Consider the following 17,370-nt stretch of genomic DNA (forward strand, 5'->3'; position numbering starts at 1 on the left):
TTTCTATATGACTTTAGATGGGTATTAACTTTAATTTTATTCATTGTTTTCTTTCGCACATTTGTGGAATTTTCATTACGAGGCGTTACATATAAAATGCCGCTCGTACTCTCATTTTTCCTTATCGGGTTCTTTATTTGGATTGCAGAAAACATCGCTACCTTCTTCGGAGCATGGCAATATCCAAATCAACGGGAAACATGGAGCCTCGTTCACTTAAGCAAAATTAGCTCATGGTTTTTACTCGTTGTTATTAGCATTATGATTGTTACACAACTCAAACATTTGAAGCAGTCGAAAAGATAATGCTGATTATGTAAAAACAGTTTAAAAACAGTTAGCCCATCACTCATTAGAGAGTGATGGGCCTTTTTTAAACCATCCTCATCAAAGGCATTATAGGTTCATCATAATTTACGAGAGCATAAGCAGTTGCACATTATGAACTAGTACTAGCAGAAGAGGTTGCTGCAGATGAAGCGGCAATCGTTGCCATCATAGCTGCCTGTTGTGCTTGTATGAGGACTTCTATCATAGTTTGTAAACCTGTGTTGGTAGCTTTACTCTCCTCACCTTTCTGACTTACAAACAGTTGAATAGCAATAAGAATATTCGTATCTGTATGCCAACGGAATAATTTCTCCCCCTGCAATTTTTCAATCAATGCTTTAATAGAATGAATCTCTTTTTCTCCATCCTCAAGTAACGCTAGTAGCCCGATAGCTGGATAATGCATCTGTTTCACTTTTACCTTTTCTTGTTTTAACAACTTCCAAATGCTTGTACATGTTGCAACTAACATTTCTTCACGGACATCCTTCTTTAGTGAGAGGATATGACTTAAAAACTGAAGATCATTCCCTTTACGCAAACCAGCTTTCGCTAGTTTCTGATACAGACGTTCCACTCGGTCCATAAGTATTTCTACATTCTCTGATTGTCCTGCTAGTAAAACCGCGAGCGGATAATCATTTGTACCTGTAAGAAAGAGATGATCCTTTTTCATGCGTTTATATACTTGTATCGAACGCTGAATGTGCGTACCTTGCTGTCCACGTTCTTCTGTTAAAAGCACAGCTGCTGCGAGATAAGTAAATATACTCCGGCTAAAGCCACCCGCGACCAATTGTTCATATAAATCTAAAAACCTCCGAAAAGCTTCCTTGTAATCTGTAAAGTGAATATCTAATGTTGCGGCCACCACAAAGCGATGATAAGACTTTAAGTATGAAAACATCCCTACCTGATTCTTAATATAACTACTAATTTCTAAAAAACGTCCGAGATCAAACAGTTTATCACTACCTGCATACTTAGCAGCAATCATCATACCTGTTCGAGAATCACTTGTTTTCCATTTTAGTTCTCCCTTTAACTGTGCATATGTATGTGTGTATTGCTCCAACTTTTGTTCCAATGTAATCATAGTATTCCCCCATTTTCTAGTTCCTCTCTTTTATTATACGTATATTCCATATTTAGGAATACCCTATTTCATACAGATTTTGCAACCTTATACTTTCTTCTGTATTATTTTCAATATTTTTCTATTAAGTAATACAAAAAAAATAATAACTACCATAAAATTTAGGATGTTTCTTTATCCTAATTGGTTGGTTTTCTTTCCTTCTTCATCAGCATCACGATGATTAGCGTTCATAATCCTTAATCCTTCAAGAAGTTCAACAACAAAAAAGGATAGATAATAAATTATCTACCCTTTTTTGTCTATATATTATTTAACATTACCAAAAACTAAAGAGCCTTAATAATACGTTCCATCGCCTTCATTTGCCCAATATGGTCTGCTTCATGATAAAGCATCATACCGTAAAGCTCTCCAACTGTTTCCAACCCTAAAAATGGCTCTGGAAGTTTATTTTCAAATGCTTCTGCTGGAATTTCTTGAATGCGCTTCGCTTGTTCTTTTAATTGAACCGTTAACACTTCTAATGATGGCCCTTCTGTTTTCCATTTAGATGGTCTTGAACCATATCCAAACATACCTGGATATTCAGTTGGTAATTGTTTAAATTCTCTTCCAAACATGAAAGTTTCTGCCGCCGTTAACACGTGACCGATATGCCAGCGAATTGTATTGTTAAAGCCCTCCGGCTGCGTATCCGCAGTTTTGTCATCTAACGTTTCCATAAATTTAAGTAATGCCCCACGCGTTATTTCAAATTGTTTTAAACCAATTATTCTATTCATTTTATCGTCCCCTTTTTTATGTACAATTTATTATGAACTAAGGATGTTAAATTTATTAAAGTTTCACCTTGTTTAATCTATCAGAAACAATTAAGAAAAACATCTAATATGCTTAGTAAAAATAATAAAAAGGTTCACCCCTCGTAAATATAGAATTACTTACTACACAAATAGTTTAGTAAATAAAAGAGGAGTGTAATGGCATGTTACATGTTTTAAAACAACAATATAATCTTATTCGTTCTACAAGAGAAAATCTATTTACATTTTTGGAAGAAATTCCACGAGAAAAATTGCACAGCACAGTTCCTAATTTCGGAAGTGGCAGCATTTTAAAAACCCATATTCATGTAGCTGATTGCTACCGATACTGGCTTGGATCATTCGCATTCAAGCAAAAACGAGCAGATTTTTCATTCGCTAGTGATTATGAAATTGAGCATGCAGATGTCGAGAAAGTTCGTGCTAGATTTAAGTTAGTCGATGAGGTTGTAATGCGTTTTTTAGATGAATACAATGACCGTTGGCTCGAAAATATAGCAAATGAAGTGAAATGGCAAAAAGAACCTTGGAGCACAACTCCGCTATGGCTTTTAACTCATGCGGAAACACATGAATTTCATCATAAAGGTCAAATTGTATCAATGGCTCGTCACCACGGATACACTCCTCCTGACACAGACCTTAGTTAGTTAATTACTGCAACTGAACTTAATAAAGTGAAACTTTAATCAGTGGGGGCTTTGTTCGTCCTCCACTGATTATTAGCCTTCACCAATCGGGCGTTTACGGGCAGTTGATCTCCCACCTAACTTCTTTGCTCCAGCCAAATTTTAAGGTGGGAGTCTTACTACCCGTTAATGCGCGATAAACACAAAAAAGAAAGAGTACGTTTTGATTAATCTATTTCAAAACATGCTCTTTCTTTCCGTAAATAAGTTAATCGTTTATTATATTACTTCCTCACTTATAACACCCGTTAATTAAAAGACTCCCTCGTCACCTCAATAAATTGCTGTAGTGGCGCTGTCATCCATTTATCTTTATGCCAAGCAATTTGCGTATAGATCGGAGTGATTGTATTCTTTAAGACTAATTCCTTTATCGTTCCCTCTCGTATATCTTTTTCTACTACTATTGCTGGCAAAACTGCTATACCTAAATCTGCAATAACGCATTGTTTAATTGCCTCGACACTAACAAATTCAATCTTATTTGCTGGGTATACATCTTCCGCACGGAATAACTCTTCAAATAAAGTCCGATACGAGCAACCTAGTTCTGTTAGTAAAAGTGTTTCGCTTTCTAAATCTTTTGTAGAAACGGAAGGTTGTTCAAGTAAACGATGCGTAGGAGCAGCTACTACTTTTAATTCTTCTTTCATAAGTGGCTCCACATGTAAAACATCCTCTGTTTTACATTCGTCCAAAATAAATACAAGATCTACTTTCCCCTCCATCAATTGTTCCTTCGCATCTTTATTGGAATGTGCAGGTTTAAATATAAGCTTTATTTGGGGAAATTGTGCTTTAAATTTCTTTAATATAGATGGAAGCCTATATGTACATTGACTTTCTTGTGCACCGATTATTAACGTACCCGCTATTTCCTCATCATCTTTCACAGCCATTTTCGCTTCGTTACTGAGTGCAATCATCTTATCAGCATATAGTTGAAACTTCCTGCCTGCTTCAGTTAAGAAAAGACGTTTTCCTAATCTTTCAAATAATGGCGTACCGAGCTCAGCCTCTAACGTTTTAATTTGCGCCGTTACACTCGATTGAGCAAAGTTCAATTTCTTCGCAGTTTGCGTAAAGTTCAAAGTGTCCGCTGCTACTTTAAATGTAATTAATTGTTTTATCTCCATTTATCATCCCTCTTTTCAATCGGTATTTCCGATTGATTTCATCGAAATAATCCTCTTTGTCTATTGATATTTGTATTGTATGATAAATAGCATCGACAAACAATAAAATGGAGGTATTCCATATGAAAGCACTTTGTTTCGAACAGTTTGGAAGTCCAGATGTACTACAATATAAAGAAATACATGATCCAATCATAAATCCAAATGAAGTTCTTGTTCGCATGCAAGCAATCGGTTTAAATTTCGCTGATATTTATAGACGCCGCGGCGATTATCATCTCGCTGGTAACCCGCCTTATATATTAGGTTATGAAGGCGCTGGTATTGTTGAAAAAGTAGGAGCTAACGTTACCACTATCAATCCCGGAGACCGCATTGCATTTGCTGACGTTCCATTCTCAAATGCAGAATTAGTTGCCGTTCCATCTGAAAAAGCAATTACGCTTCCAGATTCTATTTCTTTTGAAACAGCCGCTTCTGTCTTATTACAAGGATTAACAGCACATTATTTAACGAAAGATAGCTATCAAATAAAACCGGGTGATATAGCTTTAGTACATGCCGCAGCTGGTGGCGTTGGTCAGCTTCTTATCCAAATGATTAAACTACAGGGCGGAACAGTTATCGGCCTTACGTCATCAAAAGTAAAAGCAAAGATAGCTACGTTAGCTGGTGCTGATCACGTATTTTTATATACCGAAGCATGGCATACGAATGTACTTGAAATGACTAATGGCGCTGGCGTAAATATTGTGTATGAATCCGTAGGTTCTACATTAGAAGAAAGCTTTAAAGCGACTAAAGTTGGTGGTACTGTCGTATTTTACGGAATGGCTGGCGGTAATCCTGCGCCAGTTGATCCGCGTATGCTTATGGATACTTCAAAAACTTTAACTGGCGGAGACCTTTGGAACGTTCTTACTACGTATGAAGAACGTAAGCAACGCTCTACTCAATTATTTGATTGGATTACGACTGGAACATTAAACATCGCGAATGCTACTACATTCTCTTTACAAGATGGTGCTCTTGCACATGAATTATTAGAGAGCCGAAAAAGTACTGGGAAGATTTTATTAATTCCATAATTAATCTAACTAAAAAAGGAAGCTAGATTTTCTAGCCTCCTTTTCTTATCTCTATTTGAGATTTAATTATATTTCCACACTTTCTTTCCCTTTTGCAACATAACTCATATCTCCAACCGACTCGACGATGTATTCCCCATCTTTATATGAAATTTTCGTTACACTTGCATTTTCCACTCCAAGTTTTGTTTTACTACAATCTAGCATTTCTATTAATGCAGTAATCAAAAGCCCATGAACGACAACTAAAACGTTACCGCCTCCATTTTTAGCAGCTTCTTCACTAATTTTATCAATCTCTGTTTTTATACGAGTAGAAAATAATTCCCAATCTTCCGCCTGTTTCGTAGGATCTGCTGCTCTAATAAGATTAATCACTTCTTGAATAGAAAACTTCATGAGTTCTTCTGGTGATGCAACGCCCGCAGCTTTTCCAACCACATCCCACATATTTTCAAGTTTTTCACCTTCAAAAATACCAAAATTTAATTCTCGTAAATTTTTCCTTTGCTCAAGTTTTAAGTTTGATTGCTCACTATATTTTAATACTAAATTAGCAGTTTCAATCGCTCGGCCGCTATCACTACTATACGCATTCGCAAAATGAACATCTTTTAATCCTGTTCCTAAATTAGAGGCAACTTCCACACCCTTTTCTACTAACGGAGAATCTGCCCAACCTTGCGCGCGCTGGTTCGTATTTAATATTGTTTTTCCATGTCTTGTAACATATAACGTAACTACATTCTCATTGCTATCTGTTTCTCGCTTCTTCATTCTATTCTCTCCCTTTACATTTCTATATCGATTTTACCATCTCAATTATTCATTGAGCAAAATATACGTAAGTAGATCTGCTTAATAAAAAAAGCTATCTTTCTGTATATCCCTACAAAAAGATAGCATCTTTTATGATTACATTTCTTAACCGATACTCCTACTCAGCAAAAGCACTCGAATATTGTACAATTCCTTCTACACCTTCAAGAGCATTCTCTCTTAATTCCATCACCATAAACACTTCTTCAGGCACTTCAAATGGTGCTTTTATATTCCACTCACTTGCTTTCTTAAATCCGAATTTCGGATAGTACTCTGGATGTCCTAATACCACAACAGATTCATATCCTAGTTCTTTCGCTTTTTCTAAAGCAGCTACGATCAGTTTTCTGCCAATTCCTTTTTTCTGATGGCCCCTAGCAACTGATACTGGTGCAAGTGCTAATGATTCTACAGAAGTTCCATCCTGTTCTATTGTAATTTTTGATAACAAAATGTGCCCCACTATTCCCTCATCAACCGCAACTAATGATAATTCTGGAATAAATGCATCACATTTTCTAATACGTTTTACAAGTTCATGTTCTGTTTTATCACTAAATTCTTCATTTAAAAACGATTCTTTTACAACTTCTTCAGTCTTACTATAATCATTTTTTTGTTCTTGTCTAATCTTTATCACTTTATATTATCCTCTATTCTTTCTTATTTCTTTTTCAATTTTACGAAGCGCTTTTTTCGATCCGCGCTCCATATCGTGTTGCATTTTTCTTTCTTTATAATCAACAAATAGTGTATTTAAATCATATCCTTCTGGGTATAATTCTTTCGCCGCTACCTCTAAAGTAATACGTTTCACATTCACTTCAACGAATTCACCGTTATAATATACAACAACATTATAGAAATTATCTTTTTCCTTATAGATGATACCAAAATCATCATGATCCAATAAATTCACACGGTCACCGATTTTATATTCATAGTCATTTTCTCTTTTTTCTTGCGCGAATTTCGGTTTTCTAATTTTGCTTTCATTCACTTTTTCTATAGCGTATTCTTTATTTCCCATATACTCTTTCGCTCTTTGCAGTACATGTTCTCTCACATTCATTTTATTCGCAATCCAAAGTGCATTACTTTCACCAGATTTACCAATCATTAATTTATAAAGTGGCTCCAATGTCTCACTATTAAACTGCATTGCTGCGTTCATAAAATCACCATGCATTTCTGAAAATCGTTTAATTTCACCGTAATGCGTACTCGCAATTGTAATACATCCCGTTAGATAAAATTCTTCTAAAATAGATATCGCAAGCGCCGCACCTTCATTCGGTTCTGTACCGCTTCCTATTTCGTCAAATAGTAGTAACGTATTATTATTTGACATCCTCATAATTTCAGACAGATTTTTCATATGAGATGAAAATGTACTTAGTGCATTTTCAATACTTTGATTATCACCAATATCTACAAATACGTTGTCAAAAATAGCAATTTCCGTTTCTTTATCTCCAGCGATGTGCAGGCCTGACATTGTCGCTAATGTTAATAATCCGATTGTTTTTAACACAATCGTTTTCCCGCCCGCATTCGGTCCTGTAATAATTAAACTACGGTATTCTTGACCGATTTCAAAGTTTAATGGCACTACTTTTCCACTTAAAAGCGGATGCTTACAATTCACTAAATGAATGTAGCCATGATCGTTTAATTTCGGCTCTATTCCATCGATTGATTTACTAAATTTCGCTTTCGCAAATACCATATCATATTGGCTAATCAATTCCATGTTAATTTTTATATGATAAATGTTTTCTAATACCATTCCTGATAATGTCGCTAAAATTTGATACTCTTCCATCGCTTCTTCTGCTTTCAAACTTGCGAGTTCCGCATTTAATTTTGTAACCGTATGTGGTTCTATAAATACAGTAGAACCTTTTGCAGATGCTTCAACAATACTTCCCGCAACTTGGTTTTTATAGGTAGATTTGATCGGAATCGTATAGCGATCATCCTTTTTACTAATAAAGAATTCCTGAATATATTTCTTATTTGTACTACTATTTAAAAACTTCGTTAAACGTTCTTTTATTTTTCCATCAACAGAATCAATGTTATTTCGAATTCGTTTCAACTCTTTACTAGCCGCCGCATCAATGCTATTTCCTTTAATCGAAAAGTTAATTTCTTCTTCAATACTTTTAAATTCAGACATTGAATTTGCATACGAAGATAATACTGGCGCAAAGAATTCTTTATCTAACATAAATTTTTTAATCTTTCTACATCCACGTAAAAAGTCTGAAACACTCACTAACTCTTCTGGATCTAAAATCATCCCTTTTTCTAATTTTTGAATTGTACTCGCGATATTAGAAATTCCGAAAAAAGGCACATGCCCTTCCGCATCTAATATAGCTCGTGCTTCTGTCGTTTCATTTAAGCGATTTCTCACTACTTTTATACTCGTACTCGGCTCTAATTTATTTAATAATTCCTTACCTAATCCACTTACACAATAAGATTTCACTATTTCCATTAATTCGTTATACTGTAACTTTTCAAAAGTCATCGTATTCATTTTGTTTCTCCTCACTATGATTGATTTCTATCATCAATGAAGATACCTACTCATTAGATTCCAATGAATTCTACATTATTCAATTACCATTTTTATACATTAAAAACATATACAAAAAAGCTGCGGGGATACCGCAGCTTTTACATTTACAAGGCATGAGTAATAACATATGAGGAAATAAGCCATAAAAACGGATGGCAATCCCCTTATTACACGCTTTATAAAGTATTGTAGGTATCTTCATAGGTTTCGAAATAAATCCATGACAAAATTATGGGTATGATGTACATAAAAATCCCCTGGTCTTATCCGATTTATTTCATTAAATTTTTCCTATTTAGTACCTACCGCACTCACAAAAAGCACCTCTCATTAATTTATATTTTATGTTCATTGAAATCTAATTTATTGAAATCATCATACTATATATTTTATAAGAAGTAAAGGTGTCATACTTTAATAACTATGCAGAATGTAAAAAAGAAGAGGAGAACTTATATTTCAGTCTGCCCCTTCTTTTTTATCACAAATTTACTGCTGAATATATATTGAAACTGAGCCTCCATTTACATGGAACTGCCCCCATCCATCTTTATTAATTGTTACAGTATTTGTTTGATTACCCGTAATATCGTACCATACTTCCCCAGCGTTATTCTTTCCAACATCCATCCACTTTGATCCTCCTGGTCCGTCTGAGATTAATGTCGCTAAACCAGAATTAGCATGTACACCATCACCTTCTCTTGTCCAGCCAATCACATCTGGATGGTCTAAATAATCACGCTGCGTACCATATGCAAAGTTTTTTCGTGCCGTCAAAATCGGATCAATTTTATCTTTTAACGCTGGAATTTCATAACTACTCTTTCCGCTTGTCCCATAGTAATCACCATAAAAAACTGAAGGATAGCCCTCTGCACGTGTTAAAATAAATGCATATGCCAACGGTTTAAACCACGGACTTACTACAGATTCCAATGACTGTCCAGGTTGAGAATCATGATTCTCAACGAGAGTAACTGCGAGTGCAGGGTGATTTTTCATTACTGTTCCATTTAAAATAGTTCTCATATCATAATTCCCATTTCCTTTTGAAGCATAATGAAAATTGTAATGAAGCGGTGCATCAAATACAGATTGATTATAATTGACCTTCGCTAAATAATTATTTAAAGTCTGGATATCATTTTGCCAATATTCAGCTACTGTAAACATTTCTTTCCCCGTTTGCTGTCTGACATGATTTACCCAATCGCGTAAATATTCATGATCAATATGTTTAACAGCATCTAAACGAAAACCATCTAAATTTAATTCATTCGCATACCACGTCCCCCAATTTTTCATCTCATTCGCAACATCTGGATGATCAAAATCAAGATCTGCATACATCAAATAATCATAATTTCCATTCTCGCTAGACACTTCCCAGTCCCATGCTTTACCTATACCCCTAAATTTATAAATTCGATTTATTTTCCTTCCTTCATCCCAATCCGTTCCGTCAAAATGATACCATTTCCATTTGAAATTAGAATAAGTATCTCCGCGCCCAGGAAAGTTAAAGCCCGTCCATGCATTAATTTCATAATCACCTGATACTTCAATATTTCGATTGTTACAGTCTACCTCAACAGCTGTTACAGTTTCAGTATAATCTGCTCCACCTTTATGATTCATAACTACATCGATGTTTTGCTTATGTAAAGCTTCAATTGCAGATTTCAATTGTGCTTTTGTCCCATATTTTGTTCGTACCGTTTCTTTTTGATTGAATTCCCCTAAGTCATATAAATCATATGCTCCATATCCTACGTCATTTTGCGTAGTTCCTTTATATGCAGGCGGGTATCCAGACAGATGTAATTCCTTTCTGAGCTAAATTTCCAGCATCTGAATGCAAGCGGTTCCAATGATTCCCATCATTCGGAGCATACCACTCAAAATACTGCATTAACGTTCCATTGTTCACTGTTGCTGCTTATGCCTTATTTCCCTCATATATATTAGGAAAAAGCAAAATAAACAATAAACAGACTACCGTAATCCTTTTCAACATATTTACACCATCCCCTTCAAGAAAACGTTTGCATAATTTGTTAAAGTTATTATAATATTCGTTCTACAGTTAGTAAAGTAACAATCTTTTAATCTCTCACATTATTTTTCAAAATATGAATTCAACTATTCCACAAGTACCCCATATAGTTTAAAATTCACATCGGATTCAAAATTGTTTACAATTTATCTATAAAAGCATAACGGAGGGATTTCTATGACCGACTTTCAAAAACAATTTTTCGCAAGATTAAATATAGAAGAAAAACACAAAGTTTCATTTGAAGATTTACCTAACATTATGTACGCAATGTCACAATCTGTCCCTTTTGAAAACTTAAATATTCTCGAAAAGAACTTTAAAGAAATATCAAAAGAAAATCTAAAAGAAAAAATTTTAATAAACAACCGTGGCGGCCTTTGTTATGAATTGAATCCGGCTATGTATTACTTCCTTAAAGACTCTAAATTCGATGTCCATCTCGTTTCAGGAACAGTTTATAACGCTGTAAATTCTATATGGGCTGTAGATTCAGGGCATATCGCAACTATTTTACAACATCATAATGAACTTTACTTAATTGAAGTAGGTTTCGGATCATATTTACCCCTTTCCCCTGTTCCTTTCTCAGGTGAGATCGTTCATTCTGTAACAGGCGACTATCGTATTCGTAAAGAAACGACTGAAAAAGGTAATTATATTTTAGAAATGCGTAAAAGCAATGAGTTTCTAGATCAATCTTCTACTGATGATTGGACAGTAGGTTATGCATTTTACTTGGAAGAAGTGGATGAAACGAAAGCAAATGCAGCACAAAAAATTATTGTTGAACATGAAGGTTCACCATTTAACAAAGTACCTCTTGTTGTAAAACTTACTCATGACGGGCACGCATCATTAACAAAAGATAGCCTTACAGTAACGAAAAATAGAAATAAAACAAAAGAAACAATTACAAAAGAGCAATATACAAACCTCCTTCATTCAACGTTCGGCATTACATTATAACTTTTAAAGCCTCGCCATTTCCGGCAAGGCTTTTTATTTTCCAGCAGGGATTTTTTGCAATTTGTTGTATTTCATAGTTATATAGGAATATAACTACATATTTAGAAAGGAAATGATTATGACTGAACTTAAAGATCGACTACAAGTAGCTGATAAAGAAAAATGGGATTTAACGGATATTTACCATACAATTGAAGATTGGGAAAGCGATTTTCATAAAATTGAAGTATTAACGAATGAATTACACAAGTTTAATGGCAGTATTCACGATGGCAATAGTTTATTAGCTTATTTAACAAAGAGTGAAGAAATATCTAGCATAATATCTTTAATGTTCGCTTATGCACGATTACAATCCGATCTTGACACACGCGATACTGACGCTCAATCCCTTGTCGATAAAGTATCACAATTACACGTGAAAGTAAGTGCGGCTAAATCTTTCTTTTCCCCATTCTTACTTAGTGTAGATGAAAACACATTACATTCTTACATAGAAGAAACAGAAGGCTTACACTATTATAAAGAAGACTTATTTGAGCTATACCGTTATAAAAAACACGTTTTGAATAAAGACCAAGAAGAGATTTTATCACAAATGGGTGAAGCACTCTCCTCCCCGCAGCATACATTTGGCATGTTAAATAATGCAGATATAATTTTTGGTGAAGTGACTACTGATGATGGAGAAAAAGTAAACTTAACACGTGGAATGTATTCAAAGCTAATAGAAGATGAGAATCGTGAGAATCGTGAAGAAGCCTATAAAGCTTATTACAAACCATACGTTCAATTAAAGAATTCTATCGCTTCTACTTTGTCCGCAGCTATTAAAAACAATGTTACTGTCTCAAAGCTACGAAAATATCCATCAGCTTTAGAAAAATCATTATTTGGCGACATGGTTCCGAAAGAAGTATATGAAAATTTAATTGAGACAACGAAAAAAAACATTCAATCATTACATACGTATAATGAACTTAGAAAAGAAAAATTAAATGTAGATGAACTACGACAATACGACTTGAGTGTTGATTTAGTAAAAGGTGTAAAAAAAGACATTCCATACGACGAAGCGTTTGATATAATGATCGCGTCACTAGCTCCTTTAGGTAAAGAATATATCGAAACATTAAAAAACTTTAAAGATAAACGCTATATAGACGTGAGAGAAACACCAGGAAAACGTTCTGGCGCTTATAACTTTGGTGTATACGGTGTTCATCCTTTCATTCTTTTAAATCATCATGATGATTTAAATAGCCTTTTCACCCTTACTCATGAATGCGGGCACGGTATGCATACGCATTACTCACACGGATACCAACCAAGAATTTCTGCACACTATTCCATTTTTGTTGCAGAAGTCGCTTCTACAGTAAATGAAGTGTTATTAATTCATTATTTATTAAAAGAAGCAAAAGAAACGAACGTACGTAATCATTTAATTAACTACTTTATCGATAGCTTTAAAGGTACTTTCTTTACACAAATCATGTTTGCAGAATTTGAAAAAATCACACATGAAATGGCCGAACAAGGTAAACCATTAAATGCCAAAGTCTTTAGTGAAATTTACGAAAACTTATTTAGAGAATATAATGGCGACTCCCTCGTATTTGACGAAGAAGTAAAATATGGCTGGTCTAGAATCCCTCATTTCTACCGTCCATTTTACGTATACAAATACGCAACTGGATTCGCTTCTGCCATTCAAATCGCCGATAAATTATTAAGCGGTGATCCAAATGCTCAGAAAAACTATATTGAATTCCTTAAAGGCGGAAGTTCTGACTATCCATTAAACCTACTGAAAAAAGCTGGCGTTGATTTAACTACACCAGAACCGATTGAAAGTGCATTAAATCGATTCACCCAACTTGTTGAAGAGTTTTCAGCATTATAGAAAAAAGCATGCAGATTATAGAATCTGCATGCTTTTTCATATAAAATATACATTTCATTTATTCACTTGTTGCTGCGTCACACAATGAATCATACCACCATACGCATACAGTTCATTTACATAAACACCGACAATTCTTCTTCCTGGAAACTGCCCTTCAATGATTTGAAGTCCTAACTTATCATGTTCATCACCGTATATAGGAACCAATACAACTTCATTTCCAATATAAAAGTTCAAATACGAACCTTTACAGTCTGCCTCTTTTACCACTTTTCTTGTTACAGGTACTGGGATGAGCTGAAATGGATTTCCATCTATATTTCTCGCTTGTCGCAATTCTTGATAATGCTTTTCCTGCGCCTCCAAAAGGTACGACTCTCCTTCCCCAAAAGGATCATATTCATAAAGAATTGTATTTTCATTTACAAAACGCGCTGCCCCATCAATATGGTAATCTGTATCTTCATCATAATTATCCTCTCCGCGAATACCAGTTATCCATATAAAATTCGTTACTCCCAAATACTTCGTTAACTCTATTTCAATCTCTTCCTGATTTAGTGTAGGATTTCGATTTTCATTTATAATAGAAGTTTTTGCCGCCATTAAGGTGCCATTTCCATTTATCTCTATTCCTCCACCTTCTATACAAACACTAGATTTAACTTTTGGAATGCTATACATTTCACTTATTTTTCCCGGAATAACAGCATCATTTTCATACGGATATTTATCTCCCCAACCATTAAAAATCCAGTGCGTTAAGCAGAGATTGCCTTCCTTATCTTTTACAAAGATCGGTCCATTATCTCTTATCCACACGTCATCCGTCTCTTGAACTAAGAAATCAATTTTATCCATATCCACTTTCGCTTCCATTAACTTCGATTGGACATGTACTTTTTCTTCCTCATCATATACAACAATATGCACATTTTCACCGTAATGAAGCTCCTTTGCCATCGTTACCCAAATATCATCTAGCTTAGCTTTGTAACCTTCACCTCTATGAGCTTTATCATGAGGCCATTGGAGCCATGTCCCCTCATGTTTTTCCCACTCAGCTGGCATATAAAACAAACTATTTTCCATATTTCTCATACATGTTCACCCCTTCTTCGAATGTAAGTTCAGTCTAAACTTTGACATCGTGTTAAGGTCAACAGGAATATATTCATTTACTTGTAACTACTTTATAAGGTGTCTCTTTATTTCTCTTTGTGATACACTACTTCTCCTTGTAAAACCGTCACTAAAACTTTCGCATTCGGAATCTTATCGACACTCATTTTAGTGATATCTTCATTTAGTAATACCATATCGGCTGATTTACCTACTTCAATTGAACCAGTAATATTATCAAGGCCTAATGCTTTGGCGGGCTTAATCGTATAAGCATCAATAGCTGCATATATATCAGATAAGCCTTTCTCTTCAATACTTAGCGCATTCGAAATTGTCACAAGTGGATTTAGTTCATTTACATCCCAATCACTACTAAGCGATACATTTGCTCCTGTTTTCCAAATTCGCCCTAACGGCATAATTCGTTTCATCTGTTGATCTGTAAAATACGTACTTGCCCAGCTTTGTTTAGGATCTTCCGCAAAATCATGGCCTACTTGGAAATCGGCGCTAATACCTAACTCAGCAAAACGTTTTATATCACTATCTTCTACCATCTCCACATGAGTGAGCGTATACGGCTGATTTGCCCCTTCTTTTTTCGCTGCTTCAATTGCATTTAAACTCTCTCTTACCCCGCCATCCCCAATCGTATGAATGAGTGCACCGTAACCAAGTTTATTAAGTTCCGTTAACCACCATTTCATTTTTTCTTCTGGAATATAGTTCAAGCCATACGGTGTTCCCTTAAACCACTCAAATTTATATTTTTCTAGTATTTTAGCTGTATTGTTAATGCTAATTCCATCACTATACATCTTCACTTGATTAATAAGCATTCGAGATGATAAATCATCACGCTTAATTTTTTTGAAATACTCCATTTGTTCTGCTTCATTTAAGTTCGGATATACCCACGGACGAAGTACTACTCGTGATGTTAACTTTTTCTCATCATTAACTTTATTCCAAACATCTAACCAGCCTCGTTTCCAATAGAGACGTCCATCGCCGACTGTAGTAATTCCATTCTTCGCAACCTCATCTAAACCGTCTAACAAACCTTCATAATTTTTTTCAAAGAGATTAGGCTGAGAATTCCATGCTTTTTCCATTACGATATCCCCTGCTGTATCATACAGAAGCCCGAAAGGTTCTCTTGACTCTGGATCCCGGATGATTCTTCCGCCTTGCGGATCTTTCGTCTCTTTATTTATTCCCGCTACTTCCAATGCTTTTGAGTTAACCCATACAGAATGAGAAGTTCTTTCCATAATTAATACAGGGTTATTAGGAAATAACTCATCAAGAACTTGTAATGGCGTTTGTTGTTCTGATTTTTCGCCCATATCTTTTAACAGCTCTTCCAAACTGAATCCTGTTCCGCTTATCCATTCCCCTGTCTTTACATCTTTTTTACAAGCTTTTAAATACGAGCGTTGTTCTTGCAGCGAAGCATCTGGTGAGACACTACAATTCCCTGCTGCTGGTGATTTCGCCTCAAATATATGATTATGATTGTCCACAAAACCAGGGAGAATAAAGCGTCCTTGTAAATCCACCACTTTCGTATCTTCATTTATCAATTCTTCTACATCCTTATTTGATCCGACAAAGGTGATTTTCCCATCTTTAATCTCTACAGCTTCTGCTATATCCTGCTTTTCATTAGAAGTATAGATTGTACCATTTTTAAATACTACATTCTTCGGCAACTGATTAGGTAGAACAGAGCCCCCATTCCCACCTTCTCCTACTTCAGGCGTACACGCTGAAATCCATACCATACTAAGAATCATACAAATAATCATGATTGTTCTTTTCATATTCTTTCCCCTTTTTATTATGATAAATTGCTTTCGTATATAGAATAAGGATTGACATAATGTTAATGTCAATCCTTATTCTCATTCTATTTTCGTAACTAAAAAACAAATTTGTGTGACATACTCTTCTACTAAACAATCACATTCAGGTCCCTTTATGTAGACCTCATATGGTGAATTATTTATTACATAACCATTTCTTTCAATCCATTCTTCTAACGCTATATAAGCGTAACCTATATAGTCGTAACTTCCATAATGTATAGTAGTAACGATTTGATGCTGATTTAGCTTTTTTATTTCGCACTCTTGTAATACGCCTTTATTATCCTCATCCATAATTGGAATTCTTAATTCAATATCACTATGATTTGGAATATACTCTTCATCATAAAAAACTGCGGAGGGAGAACCGACTATTCGCAAGCTATTTTTTTGTACTTTTTCATATAAGGAATAAAAATAATTATCCATATCATCTATATCTATTTGTAGTCTTTGAGTAATTACCGTCATTTCATTTCTCATTCCAATTAATATATCGTAACTTCTATGGCGAGCAATATTTAAACCATGATTCATATTTACCATTTCATTCATTTCTGAAATAACCTGCAAATTTTGTTTCACCTCATGAGACAACTCTATAATTTGCGATTGCATATGTTTAATAAATGAATCTTGATCTGATGATTGAAGAATTATTTTAATTTTCGGTAAAGGGAACTTGTACTCCCTTAGCTTTTTAATTTTCAACGCTATTTCAAGCTGCCCTTGCTCATAATATCTATATCCATTTACCGGATTCACATATGCTGGTTTCAATATTTCCTCTTTATCATAAAGCCTTAACATTCGTGTACTCATTTTACAAATCCGTGAAAATTCAGTAATTGTATACATA

General features: G+C 34.8%; 13 protein-coding genes and 2 pseudogenes. 5 read left to right on the plus strand and 10 right to left on the minus strand.

The window, feature by feature from the left end; translation table 11 throughout:
* Positions 1-306: DUF817 family protein (locus AB3X49_RS08130; RefSeq protein ID WP_367961433.1), on the plus strand; the 306-nt coding region annotated here is incomplete at its 5' end.
* A 133-nt stretch (positions 307-439) separates the two neighbouring features.
* Here the strand turns inward: AB3X49_RS08130 and AB3X49_RS08135 are convergent.
* Together AB3X49_RS08135 and AB3X49_RS08140 are read right to left on the minus strand one after the other, a co-directional pair.
* Positions 440-1,476, minus strand: a pseudogene (locus AB3X49_RS08135) (DUF4003 domain-containing protein).
* A 279-nt stretch (positions 1,477-1,755) separates the two neighbouring features.
* A complete protein-coding gene (locus tag AB3X49_RS08140) occupies positions 1,756-2,211 on the minus strand; it encodes a DinB family protein (RefSeq protein ID WP_328009760.1) in 456 nt (151 codons plus the stop codon).
* Positions 2,212-2,414: 203 nt separating this feature from the next.
* On the opposite strand from AB3X49_RS08140, the gene AB3X49_RS08145 reads away from it, so the two are divergent.
* Positions 2,415-2,903 carry a DinB family protein gene (locus AB3X49_RS08145; protein WP_215590011.1) on the plus strand — a complete coding sequence of 163 codons (489 nt, stop codon included), beginning with the start codon at positions 2,415-2,417 and terminating at the stop codon, positions 2,901-2,903.
* A gap of 287 nt (positions 2,904-3,190) precedes the next feature.
* On the opposite strand, the gene AB3X49_RS08150 is transcribed toward AB3X49_RS08145, so the two are convergent.
* A complete protein-coding gene (locus tag AB3X49_RS08150; RefSeq protein ID WP_367961437.1) occupies positions 3,191-4,078 on the minus strand; it encodes a LysR family transcriptional regulator in 888 nt (295 codons plus the stop codon).
* A 122-nt stretch (positions 4,079-4,200) separates the two neighbouring features.
* Between AB3X49_RS08150 and AB3X49_RS08155 the strand changes: the two genes are divergently transcribed.
* Positions 4,201-5,166: a quinone oxidoreductase family protein gene (locus AB3X49_RS08155; RefSeq protein ID WP_367961440.1), complete on the plus strand. Its 966-nt coding sequence runs from the start codon at positions 4,201-4,203 to the stop codon at positions 5,164-5,166.
* 66 nt (positions 5,167-5,232) lie between these two features.
* Here the strand turns inward: AB3X49_RS08155 and AB3X49_RS08160 are convergent, their stop codons facing one another.
* The 4 genes and pseudogenes from AB3X49_RS08160 to amyS all read right to left on the minus strand — a co-directional run bounded on the left by AB3X49_RS08160 (position 5,233) and on the right by amyS (position 10,493).
* Positions 5,233-5,943 (minus strand): histidine phosphatase family protein, encoded by a 711-nt coding sequence (locus tag AB3X49_RS08160; protein WP_367961442.1) that lies wholly within the window; start codon positions 5,941-5,943, stop codon positions 5,233-5,235.
* A 160-nt stretch (positions 5,944-6,103) separates the two neighbouring features.
* Positions 6,104-6,628, minus strand: coding sequence for a GNAT family N-acetyltransferase (locus AB3X49_RS08165; RefSeq protein WP_367961444.1), 525 nt, complete (start codon positions 6,626-6,628; stop codon positions 6,104-6,106).
* Between the two features lie 6 nt (positions 6,629-6,634).
* Complete coding sequence (locus AB3X49_RS08170; protein WP_367961446.1) at positions 6,635-8,536, minus strand: endonuclease MutS2; 1,902 nt, start codon at positions 8,534-8,536, stop codon at positions 6,635-6,637.
* Between the two features lie 531 nt (positions 8,537-9,067).
* A pseudogene (gene amyS / locus AB3X49_RS08175) lies at positions 9,068-10,493 on the minus strand (alpha-amylase).
* Positions 10,494-10,814: 321 nt separating this feature from the next.
* Between amyS and AB3X49_RS08180 the strand changes: the two are divergent.
* The gene (locus tag AB3X49_RS08180) at positions 10,815-11,606 is read left to right on the plus strand and encodes an arylamine N-acetyltransferase family protein (RefSeq protein ID WP_367961449.1); all 792 of its coding nucleotides are present in this window, start codon (positions 10,815-10,817) and stop codon (positions 11,604-11,606) included.
* 118 nt (positions 11,607-11,724) lie between these two features.
* A complete protein-coding gene (pepF, locus tag AB3X49_RS08185) occupies positions 11,725-13,512 on the plus strand; it encodes an oligoendopeptidase F (RefSeq protein ID WP_367961451.1) in 1,788 nt (595 codons plus the stop codon).
* Positions 13,513-13,566: 54 nt separating this feature from the next.
* Here pepF and AB3X49_RS08190 read toward each other — a convergent pair whose 3' ends face one another.
* From AB3X49_RS08190 to AB3X49_RS08200, 3 genes are all read right to left on the minus strand, one after another.
* Positions 13,567-14,616, minus strand: a complete 1,050-nt coding sequence (locus AB3X49_RS08190; RefSeq protein WP_367961453.1) for an agmatine deiminase family protein — start codon at positions 14,614-14,616, stop codon at positions 13,567-13,569.
* A 107-nt stretch (positions 14,617-14,723) separates the two neighbouring features.
* Entirely contained in the window at positions 14,724-16,466 is a 1,743-nt protein-coding gene (locus AB3X49_RS08195; RefSeq protein WP_367961455.1) for an amidohydrolase, read from the minus strand.
* A gap of 81 nt (positions 16,467-16,547) precedes the next feature.
* Positions 16,548-17,369 (minus strand): MerR family transcriptional regulator, encoded by an 822-nt coding sequence (locus AB3X49_RS08200; protein WP_367961457.1) that lies wholly within the window; start codon positions 17,367-17,369, stop codon positions 16,548-16,550.
* Position 17,370: the final 1 nt, after the last annotated feature.

It is taken from the genome of Bacillus sp. C30 (assembly GCF_040838255.1).
Classification (GTDB): Bacteria; Bacillota; Bacilli; order Bacillales; family Bacillaceae_G; genus Bacillus_A; species Bacillus_A mycoides.